This is a genomic window from Terriglobia bacterium (assembly GCA_020073085.1).
Lineage (GTDB): Bacteria > Acidobacteriota > Terriglobia > JAIQFV01 > JAIQFV01 > JAIQFV01.
In genome coordinates this window covers 44,917-70,221 of the sequence record JAIQFV010000008.1, presented here as the reverse complement: position 1 = coordinate 70,221, position 25,305 = coordinate 44,917, and the positions used below count along the sequence as shown (strand labels likewise).

The window sequence follows — 25,305 nt, the reverse complement described above, 5'->3', positions numbered from 1 at the left end:
CTTCAGTCATGAGGTCGACAGGGGGGTCGACCAAACAAATTCTAAGTCCGAAGTTCGGGCTTTTCAAGGAAATGTTGCAAGGGAGCAATCAGGGGGGATAAGTGTCCGGTCATTCCGGATTCCGAAAGTGGCGCAAGCCACGAAGTGGGTAGCAGATAAGACTCTTGAATGCATGGTTTTACCGACCTCAGGTAACCCCCTGCATTCTTCGATGGTGAGGTGCGCGCCACTCCCGCCTTATGGATAAGCAGCCAGGCGGGAGATCAGCAAATCAAAGAACCGCGGGGCGTCGATGGAGAGGGCTACCTGGGCATTTGCGGGATTTCCGGTAACGTCCCATAAGTCGCACACGGTCCGACCCTGAGTGTGTCTCCCCTCCAGTTCGATCGCCACATGCATACTCTTGAAATGGAAGAGGGTCCGATCCACGACGGCGGCCACGGCGCAGGGATCATGGAGCGGCGGCCCCGCCATTCCATACTTGACGCGATGGTGCTCCTGGAAGAACTCAATCAACTGGGCCACCACCAGGGCCGTGCGCGAATTCAACGCCCGGATCCGGTTCAACCGGTCCGGAAGCGTGAGGGCCTGGTGCGTCACATCGAGCCCGATCATCGTCACAGGAACGCCGCTGCGGAAAACAACATCCGCCGCATGAGGATCCACATAGATGTTGAATTCCGCCGCGGGAGTAGTATTGCCCTCAGCAATCGCTCCCCCCATCAAGACAATCTCGCGAATGCGGCTTCGGATGCGCGGTTCTCTGACGAGGGCCATCGCAATATTGGTCAAGGGCCCCGTGGGAATGAGGGTAATAGGTTCCTTCGAACGCAGTAATTCTTCGATGATGAAGTCGACGCTGTGTTTCGGTTCCAGCGAGCGCCTTGGGAGAGGCAAGTCCGGCCCATCGAGCCCGCTCTTCCCATGCACCTCCTCGGCAGTCAACAGGTCCTTCACCAGGGGGCGCGACATGCCGGCGTATACCTTGACGTGATCGAGCTTTGCGAGCTCACAAATCTTCAGTGCGTTCTTCGACGTTTTTTCAAGGGGGACATTCCCGGCCACAGTGGAAATTCCCAGCACTTCCAGTTCGGGAGATGCGCAGGCCAGCAGAATGGCTACCGCATCATCGTGTCCAGGGTCGCAATCGAGGATAACCGGGAGGGGCATCATTCAACTCCATGAGGCAATCGATTCAGCTGGTTCGCAAACTGACCCTGATCGGAAGGGCCATAAAAGAGATTCGAAGCGTTGTCAAACTGTGTTAAGCGATCGGCTGATTGACGACAGCACGCGCATTGAGGAGCCTGAGTCCGGACAGCAGCGCCAAGGCCAGCAACACGCCACAAGTCAGGTAAGGAAACCCAAATCCCCAGTGCTGCATGCCGAAACCGCCCCAGATCGGCCCCAGGATCCTCGCCAGGCTCGATAGCGACTGAGACATTCCCAGCACGCTGCCTTGCTCCGTGGCTTCAGCCGAAAGCGAGATAAAACTGGAGAGAGAGGGATTGGTGATTCCTGCTCCAACACCAAGCGAAAGGAGGACCGCGGCGAGGACCTTCATGCCCGGCGAATAGGGAATGAAGACGATGCCAATGATGGTTAGAACGACACCCATGATGATTAACTTGCGCTCGCCATATCGTTTTGCCAGCCGGCCAATAAGGCCACCCTGGATTGCTGCGGTCACCACGCCTACATAAGCGAACCAGAGTCCGATCTGGGCCGGGTGATAACCGAACTTCTTGAGACCTACCAGTGGGAAGGTCGTTTCGTAACATGAAAAAGAGAAAGTAAAGATGAAGAAAATGGCAAAAAGCAGTCCCAGGTGAGGATGAGTGAATGCTTTCAAGATGGCACGGGGACCAATCTGGCGTCCCACGGTGACCCTGTCCCGGGTGGGCTGGAGGGATTCAGGCAGCAAAAACACGGTCATCAACATGGCCAGCGCTGAAAGCCCACACCCAAAGTATGCCGGGAGGGAGTAATCCACGTGGCTGAGTGCTCCGCCGATCGCTGGTCCAAAGATAAACCCGAGCCCGAACGCGGCCCCGATCATTCCCATCCCTTTGGCGCGGTTCTCCGGGGTCGTCGTGTCGCTCACGTAGGCTTGTGCCGTTGAAATATTGGCGGCGGCAGTTCCGGAGAGGAGACGTGAGAAGAAAAGAAGCGGCAGGGTGTTCGCAGTCCCCAGGATCCAATAGGAAAGGCTGGCGCCCGCCAGGCTCATAATCAGAATGGGCCGACGCCCTTTGCGATCCGACAGGCCACCCCAGATCGGGGCAAAAATGAATTGCATGAAGGAAAAGCTGGCCATCAGCAAGCCCACTTCGAAATTGGTCGCCTGGAATTTTTCGACCGCATACGAGGGAAGGTAGGGGACAACAATGCCAAAGCCGAGCAGATCAATGAAAACGATGAGAAAGATCGTGAACAGGGAAGATTTTTGTCTCATGAGTCAGCTTGTGAATTCGGGCAAACCCGGATGAATGCGGATGAGAGGGCGATCGTCGGACCCATGGGGAATTCCAGCCCGACTCAGTGCGTCCCGGTCGTCCAATTCAGGTTGGAAAGCTCCTCTCCACCTGCAATTTTTGCTGTGTAGAAGGGAAGGGAAACCACCTTCGCCTGAATCGTCGAATCCGGCGTGCCAACCGAGAATTCATTGTCCGGCCCATTCCGGAGGGAAGGGATGTACCCGAGCCCCACGATCTTCCTCCGGGAAGGGGACCAAGAGGTGCTGGTTAACACCCCGGCCGCCTTTCCCCCGTCAAACAGTTGAGAACCCGTCTGGGGTTCATTTGCCCCGTTCAAAATCATTCCTGCGAGGACACGGTTCACATGTCCGCGAGAAACAAGGCGGGCGACGACTTCCTGTCCGATGTAACATCCCTTGTCGGTGGAAATGGCCCGGCGAAAGTCATCCGCGGAAGCAAGAACTTCTTGTGGAAGATGATCCTCTGTCATGTCCACCCCGTAAAGGGGAACCCCGGCTTCCAGGCGCAATGTGTGAAAGGCATCCGAGCCGGCGCATTTCAGGCCATATGGCTTGCCTTTTTCCAGGAGTGTCTTCCACAATTTCTCAGGATCCTGTCCCTCCAGAAAGAGATCGAAGCCCTCCTCCCCGGTCCACCCCGTCTCTTTGCCATAGCCTTGTCGAGCGGCGAGGAACCGGCTGGATTCCAGGGTGAGCTCCTGAATGGAATTCGGCGGCCACGTCCCTTCCGCCCCGCCATTCTGGAGCTGTTCGAGAAGGAAACGGATGGTTCCCGGCCCGTGGATGCCGAGGTGGCAGATGTTTTCAGTGATGTTTTCGATCTCCACCTCATCGGATATCGCGAAGCGCAGCAGTTGATCAAAAACCCGGTGCGCACAGAACTCGGAAGTATCGATCAGAAGTTCTTCCTTGCCGGTCCGGTATATGTTCAAGTCTCCGACGAGGGCCCCTTTGTGGGTTAATGCAAAGGCATAACATCCGGAATGCAAGGGCAGTTTCTTGATCTCGTTGGTGACCTGTCCGTGCAGGTACTTGAGGCTGTCGGGGCCTTTCACCCGGATTTTTCCCCGGTGGGAGAAGTCGAACAATCCTATCCGCTCGCGGACCGCTGCATATTCCTCTTCAACCGTCGAATAGACGGATGCGATTTCCCAGGTCTCTTGTCCGGCTTCCGGGCCGGGTGTGGATCGGACTTCAAAGGCCGCGCCAAGCGCTTTTTCAATGTCGTGGAGAACTGTTCTCTTCATCATGAAGGAAGACCATTTCTACGATATGCAAAAGAAGGTCATTATAGCGGAATTGTTTTTTGATCGGGGAAGGAAATTTGGAAGAGGCAGTCGATACAGAAGGCGGCCTCGAACTCGCCCGGGCTGGGGTGGGCCGGGCTGAGGAGCGCTGAAGCTAGCCCTTTTTGGACATGCCTTTCAAAAACGTCTGTATGGCTGCCTCAGCCACTTCGCGGTCCTGTTCCGCTGTTCCCGAACTGCACCCCACGGCTCCGACGATGCGTCCTTCCACAAAGATGGGAAATCCGCCTCCGACGATGGAAAAACGTCCCTGGTGGCTGACGTGAATGCCGAAGGCAGGGCCTCCGGCGCCGGCGACCGCAGCGTATTCATGCGTCGGACGGCGCGCCCCGGCCGCCGTGAATGCCTTGTCAATCGAGACCTGGATGGAGGTGATCTTGGCGCCGTCCATTCGGAGGAACATGAGCAGATGGCCGCCGTCGTCCACGATGGCAATGTCCATGTCCACACCGATGGAGCGCGCCTTCGATTCCGCCGCGTCCATAATTTTTTTAACATCCTCGAGCGTCAGTTTGGGAACATTAATCATGGGGAGGGTTCCAAAGTGGTTTCGAGGGTCTCCGCGAAGGGCACCTGGCGGGCGTCGTCTCTGTTCAGCCCGCAGCCCGGGATTCTTGTGACGGGGGCTGTCGCCGGCTTTCTGCGCGCAAGGCCATCTGTGCACTCAAGAGTCCTGCCAGGATTCCATCCTCGTAGTTAAAAGCGGGATTAGCCGCCAACTCGGGAAAAGTCTGGGGATTCAAGAGGTCCTCAAAGGTCAGGGACGAGTTCAGCGAACGAGCCAGGAGCATCACTTTGGCGCGCTGCTGTTCAATCAGCTGGCTCAGAAGATGGTCGGCGACCGGAAATAGATCAGGCATGGCATCTCAAGGCTGGAGGGTCACGGCTCAACAGCCGGGAGCATGGTGAATTCCGAGTTGCTGGTAAGCAAGACCCTGCAGTTCATCCGCCAGCTCCAGCGTTTGCCGGGCGCTGAGACGGGCATTCGCCTGCAATTCCTCGGTCGTGGCATACTTTTCCAGGAGCCTTCGACCCAGCTCGTGATGGAATTCCTCATCCGGTTGGATGATGTCCCGATAAAGGCGCGCCGTTTCATGATCGCCCTTCGCTTCACACAAGGCAATGAACTGTTCGTTCTTGACCACGGCGATGGCCTCGCGGGTAAATTGGGCGGCGGCCACGCGATCCACCATATCACGGAGCACACTCAAAAATTTGAACAGCGGCGAATAGCCGTGACTGAGAGGATTGAACCCCTCCAGCGATTCTCCCAACTGATGAAGCCGCTCCTCGATAAGCCGGTAGTGTTTGGCTTCATCGCCCACCTGGCGCGCGAAAGCCATCTTCACCTCTACATTCGTGGTGGTCGGCATCCAAACCGCTGCCAACTCCGTGGCCTCGACTTCATTTTTCAGGGCGATCTTCAAGAGACTCGGAATGGACATCGCCGCTTCCGGCCCGGAGTGAACATCAACAGTGGAGCGGAGGCGTTCCAGGATCTTGTCATTGGCTGTTTGAAGTTGCTTCACGAATTCTTTGCTGTCCATGGTCCCCCGCGCTATTTGCGAACCTTTCGATTGGAATAACCCCGTGGCAAATTGATCAGATCAGAGCAAGGGTTTAATCGTGTTATCAAACTCCTCACGGTCAAGCATTCCCAGGATTTTTCCTTTCAGATCACCGTGACGATCGAAGACGAACGTTGAGGGCAGCCCTCCGGTCCATTCCGGATAAATTGCTTCCCGCAAATCGTTTGCCCCATCAGGATCGACGATGTAAGCGGGGAATCGAGCGTTGCGCTCCCTGACAAAATCCTTAACATCGTCAAGATTCTGGAGATCATCGTTCGATATCGCCAGAAGTTCCATCCCCTTGGATTTGTACTGCCGGTAGAGCTCAACCAGCAATGGGAACTCTTTTCGACAGGGGACGCACCAGGTGGCCCACATGTTGACCACAACGACTTTGCCTCTGAGCTTCTTCAGCGTTTCGTTGAATTTCCGGGCGTTGATGAGAGGGATCTCAAACGGTTTGGGTGCCGGCTTTGCGCCAGGAGACTGACCCGGTTCCGCCGCATTCAAGCGGGCGCCGTAAGAGGACATGAGTATGAGTACAGAGAGAGGAAGAAGAAGCCTCATTAGAACTGTGGCGCCCCACGATGGGTGTTTCATCATTTTCCGGGTCCCTTTCCATTTTTCCGCAATAAGAAGCCTCTTCTGAACTGACCGGCTTTAGACAAGAGAGCCAGGCCGCACTTTTCTGAAGGCGAGTCCAAATTCTAACTACTTTTAAGGAATTATTCAATCTCGAGTCCGGGGTTGACGTGGGACCCCCTTCCCAAGGTGGCTGGGAATTGGGCTCTTCCACTTTTTCCGGGGGTCAGGTATGATGCGCTTTCCTATGCTCAGTAATCCTGATGTGATCGAGCGCGCCGTCGAATTATTTCGACAGGCGTATGAAAAACAGATGAGCGGCGATTTGGACGAGGCCGTTGATCTCTACCGGGAATCCATCGAGGTCTTCCCCACAGCGGAAGCACATACTTTTCTGGGGTGGACCTACAGCTTTCAGGGCCGGATCGATGAAGCGATCGAAGAATGCAGGTGCGCCATTCAGGTCGATCCGGATTTTGGAAATCCCTACAACGATATCGGTGTTTACCTGATTGAGTTGGGCCGTCCCGACGAGGCGGTCCCTTGGCTTGAAAAGGCCATCGAAGCAAAGCGGTATGATGCCTATCATTATCCTCACTACAACCTCGGGCGAATCTATCTTGCCAAAGAAATGTACACCCGGGCCCGCACCTGCCTGGAGCGTTCGCTTGAGATCGCTCCGGGTTACACCCTGGCTCGCGGGGCACTGGACCAACTGAAACGGAAGATCAATTAACGGGAAGTGGAACCCCGCGAACGACAGGAACCTGTCGGTGAAATCACCGAGGGGGAGGGCAGAAGGGTCTTGATACCGTTCCGGGTCCCGCCTTGGGGATCACAACCGCAGATTTAGAAATCGCGCTGAGTTCAGGAGCTGACATGAACGAGATTACAAATCGCGAAGTGGAGCGGTACGTTTACGATTTGCTCCCGCGCCGGGACGCCGTGTTGAGGAGGATGGAAACGGAAGCAACAAAGCGTTCCATCCCGATCATTGGTCCAGCGGTAGCCCGGGTCATCTATCTCCTGGCCACCGGGATCGGCGCGAAGCGGGTTTTTGAAATGGGCTCCGCGATTGGCTACTCGACCCTGTGGCTGGCGAGGGCGGTGGGAGAGCAGGGCGAAGTGTTCTACACGGATGGAAACCCAAAGAACGCGAGGGAAGCCGAAGGGTATTTCAAGCGCGCCGGAGTTTCAAAGAGAATTCACGTGATGGTAGGCAATGCCCTGGATCTCATTCAACAGGTAAAGGGCAATTTCGATATCATCTTCAACGATGTCGATAAGCACTGGTATCCGGACGTCTTCGGATTGGCGGTTCCACGAGTCCGCAAGGGAGGTCTATTTATCACCGATAATGTCCTCTGGGATGGCCGTGTCGCCCGTTCGCGGCCTGATCTTACGACACGAAAGATCCAGGAGTTCAATCATCTGATCTACTCTTCAAACAGGCTCTTCTCCACGATTCTCCCGATTCGCGACGGCGTGGCAGTGTGCCGGAAGCTTTGACCTCCGCTATCCAGCCTTGAGTCGGGTTTGTCAAAAGAGAGCGCGGGAAAGAAGGCGCCGGGAAACTTGGAGATGGCCTGCGCGAGATCTCTAGCCTCCCCGCATCCTTCCCCTTTGTCCTGCCCCCCAGTGCCCCAGGTTCATTGCAGGACCTTGACCTCCCGCGACGAGACCAGCTCGTAGACCTTGCCCCGCCACGCCACCAGGCGAGTCATGGCCGAGCGCCAGAGGATGTATGCGCTAAAGAGGGAGATCACCGGCGGCAGGAAGATGTAGGCCCAGGCGAAGTGATTGAGGTTCTCCCGGTGGTCTGAAAGAATGACTCTCACAGAAAGCCACCGAAAGAGCCCCCGAATAAACCCAAGGACGAAGATCGTAAACAAAAGACTGGTCACGGGGAGCTGGGCGATCCAACTGAAGAAGGCTGGTGCGGAATTCTTCGTCGAAGAAAATAACCGCCATTCGCGCGGCAGTAGCGCCGTAGCCGTAAGAAAGACAAGAGAAAAGACCGTTTGTGAGATGGCCGCCAGCTTCCAGAGTTTATTCCAATAAATCCGTGTCAGGATGAGTTGGCGTGTGCTCCATTCCGTGACCTCCCGCCACGTGGTGCGTCCTCGCGATGGGAGCAGGCATTGAGGCACAAAGTGGATTGACAGTCGGGCATCCCGAAGGGCTTGCGTCAATGAATAATCGTCGCTGATAGAATGCTGCCAGTAATCCCTGACTCTGGCGCGCTCAAATGTTTCTCTTCGGATGGCCATGGAACCGCCCCAGCAGAAATTATTGTCATGGGGTCCCAGCAGGGTCACAATCCCGGCATTCCAGGCACTCCGCAGCACGCTGGGTGGGTTTTGACGTTCCGGGAGGTACCACCGATATCCGGTGGAGGCGCCCGCCGCTGATTCCGGGTCATGCAGTGGAGCGACCAGTTCACCTAACCAAAAGGGGGGAGGCTGGGCATCGGAATCAGCAAAGACAAAAACCTCTGAGGAAGGATCGGATCGGTCGAGCGCTTCCAACAGATTATTTACCTTCTCACCGCGCTGGTCACTCGTGCCAGCGACCACACTCTTGATGGTTTGCCAGGGAAACTTGATCCGCAGTTCTTCAAAGACCGCTTGGGCCGGATCATCCGCGGAGGCCGTGACAAAGATGGTTTCGAACGCTGGAGAATCCTGGCGGAGGACGGCGTCCAGATTTTCCACCAGTTCGTGCTCATCGCCTTTGCAAGGCACGATCACGGTGACCCTCGGCGGTGGCCCTTCAACCCTCTCCCGGCGCGGGGTGGATAGAATGTATCGATGGTAGCGCACACCCTCCGACGCTGAGACGACACCCTGGATCACCACAAGGATCGCCAGCACATAGAAGGTTGTCAGCACGAAGGAAATCAGGACGAGGCTCCGTTCAAACTTTCCGTTGAGGCTCTGGGTTCGGTCGGGATTATAATTTTAATGCTCCCGGCGTTCAATGAAAACCCCCGGTTACAGATACGCAGAGGAAGGAGGCATCATGGTCATATCGAAGCTCACCAACAAGAGGGTGGTCATGGTGATTGCCCCCGATCAATTTCGGGATGAGGAACTGCTTGTCCCCCGGCAGATCCTCGAGGCGGCTGGCGCCACGGTAAAGGTGGCTAGCCGCTCCAAAATGGAATGTACGGGAATGTTGGGCGCGAAGGTAAAGCCGGAGTTGCTGATTTCGGAGGTAAAAATGGCAGAATTCGATGCCATCGTGGTGGTGGGTGGAATGGGGTCTCCGGAGTATCTTTGGGGAGATCGGCTGTTGCATGCCCTGCTTGTTGAAGCCCAAGCCTCCGGGAAGACGACGGCGGCGATTTGTCTTTCTGGGGCCGTTCTGGCGCGGGCCGGTGTCCTCACGGGTCGCCGGGCCACGGTATACCAAACGGCAGACTCCATGAAAGAGTTTGAAAAAGGAGGCGTCGTTTATACGGGAGAGCCGGTGACGGTGGATGGAAATCTGGTGACGGGCGAGAACCCCGATGCCGCAAGGGCATTCGGCGAAGCCATCGTGGCAAAATTGACCGCCCCGGCGGGTGTAAGTCGAGGGACGACCGCCTAGCGCCGCTCCTTCCCGTCTGTCTGTGGGCAACCACTTCGCTGGATACCAGTTGAGATGCCAAGACGGGCGGTCTGGGAAGTTGGCTAGCCTCGGCGCGAACCGGGGCTGGCGAAGCCACGCGACCGGCTTCACTCCCCCCCAACGGATATACGCTTTGTCCGGGGAGGTGGGACCTCTATCCCCGTTTGTGCATGCGGACCTTCAGCCGGAAGTCTTGTTCGGGGAGGACCTTCACATCGGTCGAGAAGGTCTCATAATTGGGATCGCGCAGCTCGATGGTGTGCCGTCCGGGAAAGAGAAAAAGTCGTTCGTTACGGCCATTGAAATCTTGTACCGTCCCAGCCAGATTGCCATCCACATAAACAAGGGCGTCTTTCGGATGGACATCCAGTCGCACGGAAGCCTGCGCCAGGGTGACAACCGCGCGCGAGCTTTTGCGTAGTTTCTTAATCTCCTTTTCGCTGTACCATTGGGCACGGGATGCACCGGCTAACCCCAACAACAATACGATACTGATTAAGAGAATTCCTGCCTGCCTGCCTTTCTTCATGACGGTCATCCTCTCCTGCAACCCTGATTTACCTGTGCAGTCTCTCTGGACACCTTAGATGCAGGACATCAAAGAAGGTTGGAGGTCATGTGCAGATTCTTCGGGAGGGGTGCCGGGGCCCTTCAGTGCCGAGACCATGATGCCTCCCGGGTCATGAAGGTGGGAAAGGACTCGACTAGTCATTTCCCTTCAACACCATCAGCGGCTTGTGCCTCGAGACGAGGCGGGCGATCCTCGCCTCGAGCATGGATTGAATGACGTCCTCGTAATTCTTGTAGGCGGCGGCAGACTCGTCGATCGGATAGTGGCGATAATTAAAGAGGACGTCATGACGTTCCATCTCTTCGTCGACCGATTTTTGATCGAGGGTGCGGCGCGCCTGGTTCCGACCCATGGCGCGTCCCGCCCCATGGTTGACGGAGTGGTGGGTGAGGTGGGAATTGACATCAGCAACCATCAGGCTCGATCCAGCCAGGGCGGACCCGGGCACGAGCGCGGGATGCCCCGTGGCTTCAAACTTGGTCCCCTGCAGCAAGGGATGGCCCGAAGGAAGGGCCCGTGTCGCACCCTTTCGGTGAACGAACTTTGTTTTTCCCTCGATCACTTCCGGCTGGACGAGGTTATGCGATATCAGGTAGACCAGATAACAATTCACGCCGGGAAAGATGGTCCGGAGTGAATCGCGGAGCGCGGTGTTGATGAAGAGATGGTTCACGATGGCAAAGTTCGCCCCGCAGCCCACCGACTTCCAGTAACGTTCCCCTCTGGGCGTGTCACGGTAGCAGAATACCAATTCCCGGTCATTTCCGGGGAAGGGTTGGTCGGCTGCTTTGAAATCGTGTTCGAGCTGCTTAAAGAACTCGGAGGCAATCTGGTGGCCGAACCCGCGCGAGCCGCAGTGGGTGACAATCACGACTCCCTCCCCGACGCCGAAATGGCTGGCCAGCTTTGAATCCACGATCTCACTGGTCTCCATTTCAATGAAATGATTGCCTCCGCCCAGGGATCCGAGCTGATCAAATCCTCTCTCAAAAGCGCGCTTGCTGATCACGTCCGGGTCGGCCTCGAGCCACTTTCGTTCCAAATTTCCCGTCCAACTGAGATCCACGTCATGACTCGTGAGAATCTCCCGCGCCTCCGGGCCGCGTCCGATGATCTCGTGGAATTCCTGTGGCGTCACCCGTTGTTGCAGCGGCGCCGGCTTGGAGCCCGCTCCCAGGGCGATTCGCTTCTCAATTTCCTGGATCAGGGTCCGGCGGACACGCCGGTCGAGAACGTCGGCGGGCTGCAGGTCGGTCTGGAGAAAGCTCATCGAACAACTGATGTCAAACCCGACCGGACCCGGCATGAGGGTGTCAGAGGTGACGACCACGCAGCCGATCGGCGCCCCGTAGCCCTCATGGGCGTCGGGGTTTAGCACCACGCTCTCAACACCCTCGGCATTGGCGGTGTTGGAGGCCTGTTGGATGACGCGGTCCGTAATCGTCTCCAGGATATTCTCATTGGCGATGACCGGGATCTTCTTGTTCCGGGTCAGGGAGGGGTTGATGATCCAGTACGCTGGACCTTTACGAATGAATTTTTCCTTCGGCATGGTCAAGGCGGATGTGCCAAATAAATGTGGAGCAGCCATGATCATTCTACATCGAAGAAGCCCGGGGGGATACAAACAAGTCACCTCCACCCGCGGGCCATGAACCGTCTCCGTCCGGACTGGTGGCGAATGGAGAGGGCTGGGGGCTACTTGTCCTTATGCGACGAGAGGCCGGATGTGTTCGAGGGGAGATAGAATATCGAGGCCTGATCCGAATCGGCTCTGTAGAGGGAAGGCAACTACTTCACCTGAACAGCGATATCGGTTCCGCGGATATACTTCACTTTGACGCGATCGCCCTTTCGGTACTTTCGATTTTGCATCTTGGGAAGAAGCTTGGGATCGTAAGAGAAGGTGCGCACGACATACATCTGTTTGGCGTCCCTTACCGTGATCGCACGCTGTGAAAACACTTCCACGGTCCCCCTCATGACTTGATAACGGTTTCGAGATCCCGCACTGGGGGCTGTGTTCGGACCCTGAGCCGCCACAGGAGAAGTGAACATCGGTAGAAGGAGGAACAGGCTCAGGATAAGGGGGGCAAGGATTTTTTTGTTCATGGCTGAGACACGGATGGACACGGAAGAACTCAATTTGGACTCATTCCCCGGCGGGCCCGGAAATTTCAGGGGAGCTGATTTCATCCACCTTGATTCGCAAGGCCTGGAGAAACTGCTTGTCCGAAGCGGTGATATTCAGTTTGAACTCGCCGGACTCAGTGGGCGTGACCATTTCTGAGCGGGGGAGACTCGACGCATCCTCCCGGTTTCGGCTCAACCCGATCGTTGCTTCAAGAACGAGGAATAAGTCATAGCCGGATTCCTTGATGGCCGCCACGGCCTCTGCGATCTGGCTGGAATCCGACAATACTGAGCTGATGGTAAGTCCCAGGGCTTTCAATCGGTCCTTTAATTCGTCGCTCAGTTCCACTGAATCTCCTGCTCCCAATCGGGTTGACCTTTTCTGACGCCAAAAATATTACCCCTCGCCCTCGGGAAAGTCAACGCAGGCGGAGGCCAAGCGGAGGGAGGCGGTTACCGGCAGCCAATCCAGGACGTGTTAGAAATGCCCCCGAGACGACTCAGAATGAACCGGTAAAGCGGGTTGCCCACTGGACGCCAGCCGTCGGCCCTCACCGTCGGCCCTCACCTTGACAGTGCCCCCTCTTTTGGTTAGCATTGCGGGACTCTCTCGGTGCCATGGAGAGTAGGCGTTTGATCGGAATACTGCGGCCATCTGCTCCCAGGTCTTTCTGTCGAGAACTTGCCTTCATCGCCTCCCGGAGAATCAATTCGTGAAGGAGAAAAGCCACTCTATGAAAAAGCGATTTGTCGCGGTCTTGGTCGCCACCATCCTCCTTGGGGGGATCTCCACTTTCGCGGCAGCACAGGCGCAAACGCAGCCCCAGACACCGGCCCCCAAGCCGGTGCCCAAGCAGCCCCAAGCCAAGACACAGCAGGAATATGATGCCTATTCAAAGTTCAGTTCGGAAACCGATTTCACCAAGAAGACAGCGATGGGAGAGCAATTCATCAAGGATTTTCCAGACTCTGAACTCAACGTCCCGTACGTTCTTCCGCAGGTGGTAGTGGGCTATCAACAACTCAACAACTACGAGAAAACCGTCGAGTGCGGTGAGAAGATCCTGGCGGCGGATTCCTCGAACGCCTTTGCCTTATTCATGCTCTCAACGGTGATTCCGGAGCGCATCAAAGACGATGACCTCGACCGCCAGCAGAAGCTCGACCACACCACGGACTATGCCAAGAAGCTGTTGGAGGTCGCAAACTCCATGCAAAAGCCCGCCCCGATGACCGAGGATCAGTGGAAGATGCAGAAGGCGCAACTTCAGGGCGGAGCCTATTCAGCTTTGGGGTTCGTGGCTCTGCACAAGAAGAGCTACGATGAGGCGATTTCCGAATACAAGAAGTCGCTGGAGGTTTATCCCAAGGATCCGATCGCCTATTATCGTCTCGGGCTCTCCTATTCCTTTGCCAAGAAGAATGACGAGGCCCTGAAGGCCTTGGCCACGAGTGTCGCGATGAATGGCCCTTCGCAAGCCAAGTCCTATCTGGAACAGCTGTACAAGGCCAAGAACAATGGCTCCCTGGACGGCTTGGACAAAATGATTAGTGAGGCGGCCTCCGGTTTAAAGTAGGCCGGCCAAGGAGGCTTTTGCCGCTTTCCGGGGGGGGAGCAGGCGCTGGCACGCCCCCTGTCGCGATGAATTGCTGGGGCGAGTCGAGTCGGATGGCGCTAGCCCTTTTCTTATTGTGGTGCACTATCGTATGTTTGAAGAGCTTGAATCAAAAATCGTGTACAAGTTCCATCGGCCTGACTTGCTGGAACGCGCGATGACGCACAGTTCCTGCGCGAATGAACAGGGGCTCTCAGCCGACAACGAACAACTGGAATTCCTTGGAGACTCGGTGTTAGGGCTGATCATCAGCGATCGCCTCGTGAAGCATTACCCCGAGCTCAATGAGGGGAAGCTTTCGAAGTTGAAGTCCTTCCTGGTCAGCGCGAAGAACCTCTACCTGGTGGCGGAGCGTTTGGAGCTCGGCAAATATCTGCGGCTCGGCCGGGGTGAAGAGAAAACCGGAGGTCGCGTCAAGCACGCGTTGCTCGTGGATGGCTTGGAAGCCCTGATTGCGGCCATTTATCTGGATGGCGGTTTTCAATCGGCTGAGCGGTTTGTGGACGAGTTCATCTTCTCCTGCGTCCGTGAAATTGACCTTGAGATGTTGGACATGACCGATCCCAAATCGGCGCTCCAGGAAAAGCTTCAGGCGCTTAAGCGCATGCCCGCCGAGTATATGGTGATCCGGGAGACCGGGCCGGATCATTGCAAGGTTTTCACCGTCGAGGTCCGCGTGGGCGATGATTTCCGAGGGGCGGCGGAGGGCATGAGCAAGAAAACGGCGGAACAGGAAGCGGCGCGACTTGCCCTGCGACACTTCTCAGGCGCTTCCGAATGAATCCGGGGTCCCTCAACCTCTCTCCTGAAACATCCATAGCCTCTTCCTTTTCATGAATCGATCCTCCTTCAAGAAGGTGTTCAAGAAGACCCTGCGGGTGGCCGTTATCCTTCTCCTCGTCGTGGTCATCCTCTCTTTCATCGTCGATATCACCCCCATTCATGATTTCCTGATCAACCGATTTTCCCGCCGAATCGAGACCGCCTTGACCCACGCCATGGGTCGTTCGGTGAAAGGGATCAACCTGAACTTCACCGTTATTTCAGGGCTTGGGTTCAACTTGGAAAATGTCTATGTCGAGGAAGCTCCCGGATTTGGGAGCGAGCCCTTTTTGTACGCGGATCGTGTTCATTTTGTCGTGAGTTGGCGTTCGCTTTTGCTGGGACGATTCGAACTCTCTCGAATCACGCTCCGACAGGCGAGCCTCAATCTTGTCCGCAATGCTGAAGGTCGATGGAATTTTGAAACGTGGTTCGCGGGTTCAGTGCCCCCCCCCGCAGAGGCGACGATCCCGGGCCCACGGGCCCAAGGCCGGCCTTCACCGCCAGGAACCATCCGCCCCCTGCCCTTGAGGATTTATCTTGACGGGGACCGGATTAACTTCAAGGATCTCAGCGGTCCTTACGAGAAGAAGGTATTCATCCTGACCGAGGTCACTGGAAAAATAGAGCCAGCGTGGTTCAGCAACGGGATCGACTTTGACGTAAAAATGAAGCCGACGAGGACAGATGTAGCAATGGAAAATTCAGGATCGCTCCGGTTGAACGGCTCTCTGGGTCCGTTCCCAACTTCTTCATTCTGGTCTGCGGGCATTCAAGGGCAGGCGAGGCTCGAGAAGTTTCCGTACTCTGACGTCTTCTCTTTGCTGACCGGGAGAACAACCTACCTCCATGGCCTGTTCGATGGGCGCGCCAGCTTCAACGGTCCACTGAACGGACCCCTCCATCTGAGCGGTGCGGTCGACCTCCTGGACCTGCACTCGTGGGCCGCACTTCCCCGGGAACAATTTCATTCGGCAACCCTCCAGTTCCCCCACGCGGATCTGCGCATCGGCGGTTCTTTCACGATTTCGGGGGCCCTGTTAGTGGTCGGGACGAGCCAGTTCACGGTCACGGGCGGACTTGATCGTCTTTCCCGGCCCGCCATGGACTTCATGGTGGTTTCGGAGAAATTCATGCTGGACGACGCGTTGAACGTAGCCCGCGGCTTCACCAGCCGGATTCCTCCGGAGACCCATTTGAGAGGTGAAGCAAAGGTGGAATATCGATTGACCGGACCCTGGGGTTCCCCTGTGATGTCGGGAAGGATATCCAGTCCGGAAGGGCGGATGGAAAGCCGGTTTCTAGCGAGTCCGGTGACGTTCGGTCCGGTAAAGATCTCGTTGGCCGATAGGGTTCTGGCCTGGGATTCCATCGAGGTGGGCAACCGCCGGCAACCTCCCGTCCAGTTCAGAGGCTCCCTTGCAAATCTCTTTGCACCTCCGCAGTGGACCCTGGAGATGACAGGGTCCGAAGTCGAGATCGAGGGCTTGGAGAAGATCGGACGCAGCCTGGGTTTCTGGCCCTTGGCTCCAAGGGCTGAAGGGGTGGCGGATTTTGCACTGCACTGGGGGATAGGGAAGAAGCCGGCAGACCGGGCATCCCTTACCGGCAGTTTCTCCGGTCACGACATCACGCTTCACCCGGAAGGCGCGAATGACCTTCACATGGATGCGGTCAAGTATGAAGGGAAGAACGATGCCTCCCTGCTTACCGTCACGCGGTTGACTTGGGGCGCCTCGATGGCGTCAGGCAATCTCCAGTTCCACGGACTGGATTACCGCCAGGGCGAGGCGAGGTTGAGTGCGAGCGTTTTGGATGTCGGTGAATTACTGCAGCTGGGTATTCAGGCGGGGATTCGTTTCGAGGGAACGCCTTCCGGGAACGCTCCGCCCTCATCTCGCCGTTCCGATTTCCATTGGACGGGGACGCTGAGCGCGATGACGCTTCAGTTCAATCGCCTCCGCGTGAATAATCTCCGTTCAGATTTCGAAGTTCTGCGCCATTCGCTGTTGTTGGATCGGTTCTCGCTGGAAGCCTATGGCGGGAGCAGCCAAGGCCACCTGCATCTGGACTGGCCGGAGGGACGCCCCCGTATGCGGGTTGAAGGGAATGCGGAAAACATGAATCTCGATACCCTGACGGCCTTGCTCACTCCGATGGATTCCGTGGTGGAGGGGAATGTCTCGGGCGAATATGCCTTTACCGGGGAAAAGCAAAAGGGCCAGTCGTGGAGAGACGCCCTCTCGGGCCATGTGCGCGCCAGTGTCCGCGATCTCAGAAACGTGGGTTTAAAAATTCCTCTTGCCGCAGCGGAGTTGCGCTCGCGCCTGAATATCTCATCCTCGGCCGTGCCTCGCGACACGCCATTCACGCTCGATCTCGATCTGGACTACACCCCGGAGACCATTAAGATTGGTCACGCCCACCTGATGCGAGGCGATTTCAAGGGGACTTTTTCCGGAACGTGCTCCAGGACGTTGGAACTGGATCTGGCCGGGACAGCCGAAAAATCAGCCCCCAGGAAAGGTCATCCTGCTACACCCATCCCCATCAGTATCCGGGGACCCGTCGACCATGTTCAAATCACCCTCACCGGGCCGGCTCCCCATCAATGAACTGCCCGAGTTCCTTGATCAAGTAAGGCACAAAGAATTCCGCATGATGAAACCTGAAGGAATCGAAAACCACCCTCTTCCTCTTTGATTTCTGAAGCAGAGTTCGTTCGATGCCGGAGGGACGGCGCGGAGTGCGACCCGGCGCCCTGGGAATTCTTTGCGGCGAGCGGCAGGGTAAGCGAAAGATATGGCGCATGAGGGTCGAGAGAGTGCGGAAGAGAAGCCCCCGGAGCCTCCGATTTCTGTTGAAGGGATTCAACGGCGGCAACTAAAGCATCTTTGTCCGGGCCAAAGTAAAGAATGTCGCCGCGAGTGGCGTATGCAGGGGCACCCGTCAGGACGGGGCCGAGGGGTGGGCGGGATTTGGATTCGAGATCTGAATAGAACACTGTGGCCGATCCCACTTGCTGAGATTTTGGCTGACGGTCCTCAGCGATGACTCTGGAAAAGGCATTCTGAAGTTTCAAGGGGTCGCGAGCCTTGAAGGCGAGCAGCCATCCCCTGCCTCTCTCGACGGATGTCCCTTCAGTCTCCAGGAATGCGACCGTCCCCGACAGGTTAGCCAGCAAATCGCGTTGGATGTGGAGGCCGAGCGCCCCCTCGAACATTGCGATCATTAGATCCCGATTCTGCGGGGCCTCCTGATCCGTCAAGATGCCGAGCGCCTTGGCAAAGGTGGACCACATTTCCTGCGCCTGCACGGTCGAGGCGTACCGGACCAACACCGTATTTGACGGAAGTGAACTCAGCGGAATCAGTTCCATCCCCTTTCCACTCTGGTGGACAAAGATCGAAATCAGGGAGGGGGTGGCGGGAGTTGGATCCGCCACTTGGAAATGCCATAGATCACGGACCCCCAGGGAGTCCGCCTGCGCACTGTAATGTATCGCTTGGATCCGGTTTAAACCCAAGGCATCCAAAAACTTTGAAGTTCTTGCGGGGTCTTCAAAGGGGGGATAATTGCGGACAAGGAAGTCGCGCAGGAGATTGAGCACGCTCGGGCCCGCAAAGAAACCTCGAAGAATGGGGCGATCCGGAAATCTCGGCGAGGATGCCTTCCAGGCGGTGGTGTCGGTGACGGATGGAGACAGCCCCTCCATAGCTGACAGGACCTCAGCAAGGGCTTCCCGTTCATTACTCAGGAGCACGGCATCGCGGTACACGGAAACGAGGATTTTTTGCCCCGGCTGGGATCGGGAGAGCACTGCCACATCCTTTCCTCCTAACGTCTCGGTTGTAATAAAAAAGTCCGGGAGGGAAAGTCTCTCTGCGATTGTCCGTGGCGTGAGCTTGAGGTTCTTCACCCAAAATGAATGGATCCGCACCATCAGGACAGCGTTTAATTTGATCGTCTGACCGGCTTCGGCGGAGGCTGAGGTGAAAATCAACCCGACTTGAGTCGAATTCAGCTGGCGCGGGGTCACCTCAAACCGGTTCAACAGGGCTTCCAGCCACGGCCGGGTCGAGGGAGTTTGAACCCCGTCGGTGGTTTCAGCCATGAAGCCGGGAGCGCGAATGAAATGAACGACGTCTTCCAGGTTCGGGATCTCAAAATAACCAATGCAGTCGGCGGGCACGTATGCATTGAATGGTTTGGGTTGCAGGAAGAGAATGGCGGCGACGACAAGAACCAGGGTTCCGACGAGCGCAAAGATCAGTTTTCTTTGTCTGGGGAGACGCAGCATTTTCGTCATGAGGCTCACGGAGAGCGTTTGGGGCGGTGGCCCTGGCGGGCGCGAATCAGGTCCCGACACTTTTCGATCGCATCGACTAGGGCGCTCTCGTTTGCGATCCCCTTCCCTGCGATGTCAAAAGCGGTTCCATGGTCTACCGACGTGCGCACGAAGGGAAGCCCGAGAGTGATGTTCGTGGCATGTCCGAAAGAAAGGGTCTTCACGGCCAGCATCGCTTGGTCGTGATAGGGGGACAGGACAGCGTCAAACTCCCCCTGTGCGGCCCGCAGATAAACGGTGTCGGCGGAATAGGGCCCGGAGACGTCCAGCCCCTTTCTCCGGCATTTCTTGATCGCGGGTGCAAAGATTTTGATCTCTTCATCTCCCAGCAGTCCACCCTCACCGGCATGAGGGTTTACACCGGCCACAGCGAGGCGCGCCTGACGGAATCCCAAGTCTTTTAAGGCTTTCACTGTGAGGTCTACTTTTCGTTCGAGCAAGGTGACGGAGAGCAAAGCGAGGGCACCCTTCAAGGGGAGGTGGGTGCTCAATAGCACCGTGAGAAAGCTCTTGGCAAAGAAGGCCATCGCGAAATCCCGGCTCCCGGTTGCTGACGCCAGCATCTCGGTGTGGCCGGAAAACTTCGAGCCCGCCGCCGCCCAAGCCTGCTTGTGGATAGGCCCGGTCACGATCCCGTCAATTTTTCCAGCAGCGGCCAGGTCGGCGGCCGTTTTCACGTAGTCAATCGACATCCGCCCGCACCGGGCGTCAATGCGGCCGGGTAAAATATTAAACCGGCGATGCTTCAGATCCAACAGGCAGGGATAGGTTCCTCGATCAGCAACCTCTTCGATGGTGGAAAATTGAGGGAGGTTCGGGGCCGTGGAAAAACTGCGCGCGGCGTCTTCGAGAACAAAAAGATCTCCAACCAGTACCAGGTTGACGTGTTGGGAAAGATTTCTCTTACGCAGGGCCTTTAGTGCGATCTCTGGTCCAATGCCCGCAGGGTCGCCGAGTGTCAAAGCGACCACGGGCTTAGTCATCGCCCGCCTTGTCTTCGTTTTCCTTGTACATGTAGCGGATGGCATGTTTCATCAGCAGCATATTGGGCTCCGTGGGACGATTCAGCTTGAGACAGCGCTTGTCGTACCACTCAATGGTGCCCCGCAGGACTTCGCCCTCGGTGAGAACCAACACCATGGGAGTCTTATTCTGCATTTGCTTGACGTAATAAAAATTCTCGGCGTTCGTCTGCTCGGGGGGGACTGGCTTCCTTCGCGGCTGGGTATCCCGGCCTTGATTCGGTTGCCGGATCTCCCGCTCGCTGGAACGGTCCTTGATGTCTGCCAATGAGGGACGAATTAGTTTTCGATTCACCTCTCACACTCCTTCATCCGTTTGGATGCACTTGACGCTTCGCAGGTTAATCATTCGGTCGAGATAAATATGAAGACGCTTGATGATGTAAGTAAAGCTTAGAACGAGAAACGGTATTAATTCATTCCACTTTCGCGGAAGCTCACCAAATATGCGTTAGTTGACGGATTTCAATTTTCGAGGCAGATAGGGTCGCTTCGGACTCCTCATTTACTCCCAACACGCTTCCACTGTGCTCGAATCACGAATGTGAAATTGGCAAAATTCTATCACAGGGGCTTGGGAGCAGCAACAAAAATTGTTGTCACACAGGGTGCTTTGGGATGGATTCAAGCCTCCCGCTCGGGGGAGCGAATTGAACTGGCCGAGGGGATACGGGTGAGCAGAAAGGCAAGATCCTCAAGGGCAATCAGGCGGTTGACGTTGATCCTCAGCCCGGAACTGATCGCATCCAGTTTGAAGAAGATGTCCGGAATCGAGGGCGGGGGAACCAATTTCGAAAGCTTTTGGAGGGACGAGAGGAGGTCAATATTGGTTATTTGCTCCTCCGGAGCCTGATGAATCAAGTAGAACAAATCCTGGAACAGAAGATAAAGGATATCCAGTCGTTCTTCGAAATGCTCCTTCTTTTTCCCCAGAACGTCGGCGGCCTCTATGATGCCCTCGGCGGAATGGGTCATGAGGGAGGCTTGGAGGAGTTCCATGACCTCCGATCGCAGGGAGCGGAATGACTCCAGATCGAGACTGAGGGCCCTGCCGAGACTGCCCTGGGCGAGGCGAGCGCACAGGTCGCGGTCCTCTGTCGTGAGGTCTGAACGATCTGCAAGAAACTGGCGCACCATGGACAATGGAACGGGGGCAAAAGAGAAAATCTGGCATCGCGACCTGACCGTCGGCAACAGGGAATGATACCTGGCGGTGAGCAGGATGATCTTTGTGGAGGGGGGAGGCTCTTCAAGCATCTTCAGAATCGAGTTGGCTCCATCATCCCTCATTCGGTCGGCTTCATCGATAATGATCACCCGGTAACGACCCTCGAATGGCTGATAAAAGACGTCCTTTCGTGCCTGGCGAAGTTGATCGATCTGCAGAAAGTGCTTTTCTTCCAACACCGCGACCACCGCCACGTCCGGGTGCGTGCCCGCATCAATCTTTGTACAGCTGGCGCAGTGGTTGCAGAAGGCCCCTTCTACTTCCAGGCAGTTGAGAGCCTTGGCCAACATCAGCGCAAGGGTACGTTTGCCGACCCCTTCACTGCCCGCAAAAAGCAGGGAGTCCGGAAACCGTTTGCTCTCCAAGGCCTGGCGGAGGGTTCGCACGATCGTTTCATTGCCCCGGAAATCTTCAAAAGAATTCATGCCGGCTCCAGTCCTGGGTCGTCGAGAGAGAAGATCGGGTATCCACCGACTCCATTCTCTCCGAAAAGTTACCCTAAGGATAGTCCCTGCGCAAAATGAATTTTTATTGTTCTGTGCCATTGATGAACTTCGCCTTGGCATGGGTGGAGCGAGTGAGCTAGAATCTTTTGCAGTTCAATGATCTCTAGAGGGCTGCATGCGCGGAAAGCCATGTTGAAGGACCCAAGTTGCGCCCAGGGTCTATCTGTCCAAATGAGTTGGGACCATAGAATCTTCCATTTTATGCAGGTCGAAATCGAAGAAACGGCCATCGAGCACGAATAGTTGACCATTGTCGTTTCAAGACCTTCTCCTGGTCCTCGACAGTCCTCAGGAATGCCCGGATTTAAAGACATTTTGTTCATACGACGAAGGAGGCCTTATGCGTTCACTGATGCTCCGAACCACTCTTTTTTTGGGAATTCTCTGCCTTCCTGGGGCCTTGTCTTGGGGACAAGACTGTGTGGAATGCCACAAGAAGGTAACCCCGAACATCGTTTCGGACTGGCAATTGAGCAAGCATAGCCAGAACGCTGTGACATGTTCCCTCTGCCACGGCAGCGAGCACCGGACAGCCGACGATTACGCAAAGGCTGAAATACCCACCCTCGGAACCTGTGGAAAGTGCCACCAGGATCGGGTTCTCCAGTTCGCTAAAGGAAAGCATGCGGTCGCATGGGCTGCGATGAAGGCGATGCCGACGTTTCACTATCAACCGATGGCATTGATAGAGGGTAAGAAGGGATGTGGGGGGTGTCATGAAATCGGCGTGAAAACCGATGCGGAAATCAGAGAACTGAAGGCAGCGGGCAATGGGTTCGGCGTGGCCTCGTGCGATGCCTGTCACACTCGACATACATTCTCAGTCAAAGAGGCCCGACAGCCACAGGCCTGTCAGACATGCCATATGGGTTTTGACCATCCCCAATGGGAGATGTACTCGGGCTCCAAGCATGGTGTCCGTTCTTTGCTCAAACAGGAGGGAGCGTTGCCTCCGACCGCTGCGGCCCCGACCTGCCAGACCTGCCATATGCAAAATGGCGACCACGGGGTCCGCACGGCCTGGGGGTTTCTCGCCGTCCGGCTGCCGATGCCGGAAGATAAGAAGTGGGCCGCAGACCGGGCAACCCTCCTGGAAGCGCTGGGCGTGCTGGATCCGGAGGGCAAACCTACCGGGCGCTTGGAGGTCGTGAAAGGGGCTGGAGTCGCTCGTCTCACCGAAGAGGACTGGCAAAAGGAACGCGACAAGATGACCACCACCTGCCACCAGTGCCACTCCGTCAATTTTGCGAAAGGAGAACTCGCCAAGGGAGATCAGATGATCAAGGAAGCGGATCATGTCATGGCCGAAGCGATTCGAGTGGTGGCGGGGCTCTATAAAGAGGGCCTGCTTCAAAAGCCCAGGAGCTATTCGTTTGCTTTTCCTGATCTGCTGGCGTTCCACGACGCCCCCACCGTGGTTGAGCAGAAACTTTTCGTCATGTTCATGGAACATCGCATGAGAACCTTTCAGGGAACCTTCCACGCCAGCCCGGATTATGCCCTCTGGTATGGCTGGAGCGAGATGCAACGAGATTTGACGGAGATCAAGGAAATGGCTGAGGACATCCGTTGGCGGGCAAAAGAGGCTAAGAAGTAGGGAAGAGTTTTTCCCGCCATTGACGAACGCAAATTCGGAAATGTGAGATACTGAATGGAGGAGTGGGGCGGAAGGTCATTGCCAACCCGCTTCTTCTAGATCCCATGATGAATTGGAGGAACTCTTCCGGTGTACAAGGGAAGGGAGCATGTCTTAACCATGAGAGATTATTTCAGAAAATGGGCTCTTGTCTTTGGCATTTGTGTGATCGCTGCATTGCTTCTTTTGACGAGCATGGCGTTGGGTGCACCGCAGGCTCAAACCAAGCCGCCGGTCAAGCCTTCCACCTCGGCGGGGTCAAAAGGTGCGGCCGCTAAGGTAGCTCCAAAGCTCGCGACCTCAGGCCCGGCTTCGGGGCAGGGGACCGACCTGGTCAACCAGCGCATTGCGGATCATCTGCGGTCAACCTTCAATGTTTCCCCGGAGATCGAATTGACTGTGGTGGGCAGGAGTTCTTCGAAGCTGATGGGTCTGGACACGGTCACGGTCGAAGCCAACGATGGAGTGAATACTCCCCACCGGCTGGAGGTCCTGGTAACGCCCGACAATAAGTTCGCCCTGATGCCTCAGATATTCGACCTCTCCGTGGATCCGTTTGCACAAAAGATGAAGGAGATTAACCTGGGGACCTCGCCGGTGAAGGGCAGCAGGAGTGCCGGGGTGACCATCGTCGAATACTCCGATTTTGAATGCCCCATGTGCGGCCAGGCCTACCACACCCTCGAGGACCAGGTGCTCAAACAGTATGGGGATAAGGTGAAACTGGTCTACAAGAATTATCCTCTGCCCAGTCATCCTTGGGCTCAGACCGCGGCCATTGCAGGGATGTGCGCTTTTCAGCAGGGAAATGACGCCTTCTGGATCCTCTACCGTACCTTCTTCGAAAACCAGTCATCCATCAAACCGGAGAATGTGAAGGCCACGGCGTTGGGAGCCCTCACCAAAACAAAAATTGATCTGACTGAGTTCGAGAAATGCTTCGACAACAAGTCCAGTCTGTCTCGTGTGCAGGCGGACATGGAGGAGGCGGGCGCCCTCAATATCCAGGGAACTCCGCTGTTCATTGTCAACGGAAGGCCGGTGCCGGGCGCGGTGTCGTTTAGCGTTTTTCAAAAGGTGATCGAGAACGCGCTGAAACAGAGGGGCAATTAGATTTTGATGATGGACTGGGCGGCGCATACCCTGATCTATCGGGGTGTGTGATAGAAAACAGGGGCAGGATAGAGGAGAGGGACAGCAACCGGTTTCCTCGTGAGCAGATCCGGAAACAGGTGGCTGTCCCTTTTATTTTTCCAGGTGTGAATTTCCCACAGGCCTAAGCGATCGAGCACGACCACAATGATCCATCCGAGCGGATACTGAGCAGGGCCCACGATCATCCGTTTCAAAGAAAGGGAAGACAAGGACAAGCACTTTGCTGAGATCCTCAGTTTAGCGAAATCCCAATAGTAGATTTCCAGTCTCTTTTTCAGCGGCATGATATTATTTCGCCGAGTTTTCCCCCCGAGTTCGATCCACCATTCCCTCGTCACCGGGTGTGGATGGCTAGCGCAAAACCGATCGCCTGCGAAGGGGCATGGTCTCACATCACTATTCAGGCAGACGGGACGTCTGCCTCACAAGACGATCCAAAAAGTGAGGACGAACTTACTCATTACAGACATTTTAGACAGGACAAGGATCCACGCGAGCCCTTGAACCAGGTCTCCATGCATCGCCCGCGAAGACGGATACGATGCCTGCCCCACGCCGCAATATTCAGCCTGATTGCAATCCGAACACAGCCGTCCTTCAGGTGTTTCAAACCGTATCATCCCCTCCAAGTGCTTTCTTCCCTCAACGCCGTTAAGGAGCTGTAGTAATTACAGTTACAAAAATAATCCGCATTGGCAC

The 25,305-nt window shown here is 56.1% G+C and carries 25 protein-coding genes; 8 read left to right on the top strand and 17 right to left on the bottom strand.

Annotation, left to right across the window (positions count from 1 at the left end; translation table 11 throughout):
- Positions 1-237: 237 nt before the first annotated feature.
- The 7 genes from LAO21_09770 to LAO21_09740 all read right to left on the bottom strand — a co-directional run bounded on the left by LAO21_09770 (position 238) and on the right by LAO21_09740 (position 5,906).
- On the bottom strand, positions 238-1,170 hold the full coding sequence (locus LAO21_09770) for a nucleoside hydrolase (protein ID MBZ5552996.1): 933 nt from the start codon (positions 1,168-1,170) through the stop codon (positions 238-240).
- A gap of 94 nt (positions 1,171-1,264) precedes the next feature.
- Positions 1,265-2,455, bottom strand: a complete 1,191-nt coding sequence (locus LAO21_09765) for an MFS transporter (protein ID MBZ5552995.1) — start codon at positions 2,453-2,455, stop codon at positions 1,265-1,267.
- 83 nt (positions 2,456-2,538) lie between these two features.
- On the bottom strand, positions 2,539-3,747 hold the full coding sequence (locus LAO21_09760) for an aminomethyltransferase family protein (GenBank protein ID MBZ5552994.1): 1,209 nt from the start codon (positions 3,745-3,747) through the stop codon (positions 2,539-2,541).
- 151 nt (positions 3,748-3,898) lie between these two features.
- Complete coding sequence (locus tag LAO21_09755) at positions 3,899-4,333, bottom strand: heme-binding protein (protein ID MBZ5552993.1); 435 nt, start codon at positions 4,331-4,333, stop codon at positions 3,899-3,901.
- 64 nt (positions 4,334-4,397) lie between these two features.
- Complete coding sequence (locus LAO21_09750; protein MBZ5552992.1) at positions 4,398-4,664, bottom strand: hypothetical protein; 267 nt, start codon at positions 4,662-4,664, stop codon at positions 4,398-4,400.
- A 27-nt stretch (positions 4,665-4,691) separates the two neighbouring features.
- Complete coding sequence (locus LAO21_09745) at positions 4,692-5,351, bottom strand: ferritin-like domain-containing protein (protein ID MBZ5552991.1); 660 nt, start codon at positions 5,349-5,351, stop codon at positions 4,692-4,694.
- Between the two features lie 60 nt (positions 5,352-5,411).
- Entirely contained in the window at positions 5,412-5,906 is a 495-nt protein-coding gene (locus LAO21_09740) for a TlpA family protein disulfide reductase (GenBank protein MBZ5552990.1), read from the bottom strand.
- Between the two features lie 298 nt (positions 5,907-6,204).
- Between LAO21_09740 and LAO21_09735 the strand changes: the two genes are divergently transcribed.
- Positions 6,205-6,693, top strand: a complete 489-nt coding sequence (locus LAO21_09735; protein MBZ5552989.1) for a tetratricopeptide repeat protein — start codon at positions 6,205-6,207, stop codon at positions 6,691-6,693.
- A gap of 143 nt (positions 6,694-6,836) precedes the next feature.
- Entirely contained in the window at positions 6,837-7,466 is a 630-nt protein-coding gene (locus tag LAO21_09730; protein MBZ5552988.1) for an O-methyltransferase, read from the top strand.
- A 140-nt stretch (positions 7,467-7,606) separates the two neighbouring features.
- Here the strand turns inward: LAO21_09730 and LAO21_09725 are convergent, their stop codons facing one another.
- Positions 7,607-8,848 carry a glycosyltransferase family 2 protein gene (locus LAO21_09725; protein ID MBZ5552987.1) on the bottom strand — a complete coding sequence of 414 codons (1,242 nt, stop codon included), beginning with the start codon at positions 8,846-8,848 and terminating at the stop codon, positions 7,607-7,609.
- A 130-nt stretch (positions 8,849-8,978) separates the two neighbouring features.
- Here LAO21_09725 and LAO21_09720 point away from each other — a divergent pair, with 130 nt between their 5' ends.
- Entirely contained in the window at positions 8,979-9,548 is a 570-nt protein-coding gene (locus LAO21_09720) for a DJ-1/PfpI family protein (protein MBZ5552986.1), read from the top strand.
- A gap of 175 nt (positions 9,549-9,723) precedes the next feature.
- Here the strand turns inward: LAO21_09720 and LAO21_09715 are convergent, their stop codons facing one another.
- From LAO21_09715 to LAO21_09700, 4 genes are all read right to left on the bottom strand, one after another.
- A complete protein-coding gene (locus LAO21_09715; protein ID MBZ5552985.1) occupies positions 9,724-10,098 on the bottom strand; it encodes a PEGA domain-containing protein in 375 nt (124 codons plus the stop codon).
- A gap of 175 nt (positions 10,099-10,273) precedes the next feature.
- Positions 10,274-11,731 carry an RtcB family protein gene (locus tag LAO21_09710; GenBank protein ID MBZ5552984.1) on the bottom strand — a complete coding sequence of 486 codons (1,458 nt, stop codon included), beginning with the start codon at positions 11,729-11,731 and terminating at the stop codon, positions 10,274-10,276.
- Between the two features lie 200 nt (positions 11,732-11,931).
- Positions 11,932-12,252, bottom strand: coding sequence for a hypothetical protein (locus LAO21_09705; protein ID MBZ5552983.1), 321 nt, complete (start codon positions 12,250-12,252; stop codon positions 11,932-11,934).
- 40 nt (positions 12,253-12,292) lie between these two features.
- A complete protein-coding gene (locus tag LAO21_09700) occupies positions 12,293-12,622 on the bottom strand; it encodes a hypothetical protein (protein ID MBZ5552982.1) in 330 nt (109 codons plus the stop codon).
- Positions 12,623-13,007: 385 nt separating this feature from the next.
- Between LAO21_09700 and LAO21_09695 the strand changes: the two genes are divergently transcribed.
- The 3 genes from LAO21_09695 to LAO21_09685 all read left to right on the top strand — a co-directional run bounded on the left by LAO21_09695 (position 13,008) and on the right by LAO21_09685 (position 17,326).
- Entirely contained in the window at positions 13,008-13,850 is an 843-nt protein-coding gene (locus LAO21_09695; GenBank protein ID MBZ5552981.1) for a tetratricopeptide repeat protein, read from the top strand.
- Positions 13,851-14,007: 157 nt separating this feature from the next.
- Positions 14,008-14,670: a ribonuclease III gene (rnc, locus tag LAO21_09690; protein MBZ5552980.1), complete on the top strand. Its 663-nt coding sequence runs from the start codon at positions 14,008-14,010 to the stop codon at positions 14,668-14,670.
- A 52-nt stretch (positions 14,671-14,722) separates the two neighbouring features.
- Entirely contained in the window at positions 14,723-17,326 is a 2,604-nt protein-coding gene (locus LAO21_09685) for an AsmA family protein (protein ID MBZ5552979.1), read from the top strand.
- Here LAO21_09685 and LAO21_09680 read toward each other — a convergent pair.
- The 4 genes from LAO21_09680 to holB all read right to left on the bottom strand — a co-directional run bounded on the left by LAO21_09680 (position 17,320) and on the right by holB (position 21,734).
- Complete coding sequence (locus LAO21_09680) at positions 17,320-19,020, bottom strand: DUF3352 domain-containing protein (GenBank protein ID MBZ5552978.1); 1,701 nt, start codon at positions 19,018-19,020, stop codon at positions 17,320-17,322. The two genes, LAO21_09685 and LAO21_09680, sit on opposite strands and share 7 nt — an antisense overlap.
- Before the next feature lie 5 nt (positions 19,021-19,025).
- Positions 19,026-20,042, bottom strand: coding sequence for a 4-hydroxythreonine-4-phosphate dehydrogenase PdxA (gene pdxA, locus LAO21_09675; protein MBZ5552977.1), 1,017 nt, complete (start codon positions 20,040-20,042; stop codon positions 19,026-19,028).
- The gene (locus tag LAO21_09670; protein MBZ5552976.1) at positions 20,035-20,217 is read right to left on the bottom strand and encodes an RNA chaperone Hfq; all 183 of its coding nucleotides are present in this window, start codon (positions 20,215-20,217) and stop codon (positions 20,035-20,037) included. Before LAO21_09670 ends, pdxA begins: the two co-directional genes overlap by 8 nt.
- Positions 20,218-20,705: 488 nt before the next feature.
- Positions 20,706-21,734 carry a DNA polymerase III subunit delta' gene (gene holB, locus LAO21_09665; GenBank protein MBZ5552975.1) on the bottom strand — a complete coding sequence of 343 codons (1,029 nt, stop codon included), beginning with the start codon at positions 21,732-21,734 and terminating at the stop codon, positions 20,706-20,708.
- Positions 21,735-22,167: 433 nt separating this feature from the next.
- Between holB and LAO21_09660 the strand changes: the two genes are divergently transcribed.
- A complete protein-coding gene (locus tag LAO21_09660; protein ID MBZ5552974.1) occupies positions 22,168-23,412 on the top strand; it encodes a cytochrome C in 1,245 nt (414 codons plus the stop codon).
- A 159-nt stretch (positions 23,413-23,571) separates the two neighbouring features.
- A complete protein-coding gene (locus LAO21_09655; GenBank protein MBZ5552973.1) occupies positions 23,572-24,564 on the top strand; it encodes a DsbA family protein in 993 nt (330 codons plus the stop codon).
- 35 nt (positions 24,565-24,599) lie between these two features.
- On the opposite strand, the gene LAO21_09650 is transcribed toward LAO21_09655, so the two are convergent.
- Entirely contained in the window at positions 24,600-24,890 is a 291-nt protein-coding gene (locus tag LAO21_09650) for a hypothetical protein (GenBank protein ID MBZ5552972.1), read from the bottom strand.
- Between the last annotated feature and the right edge of the window lie 415 nt (positions 24,891-25,305).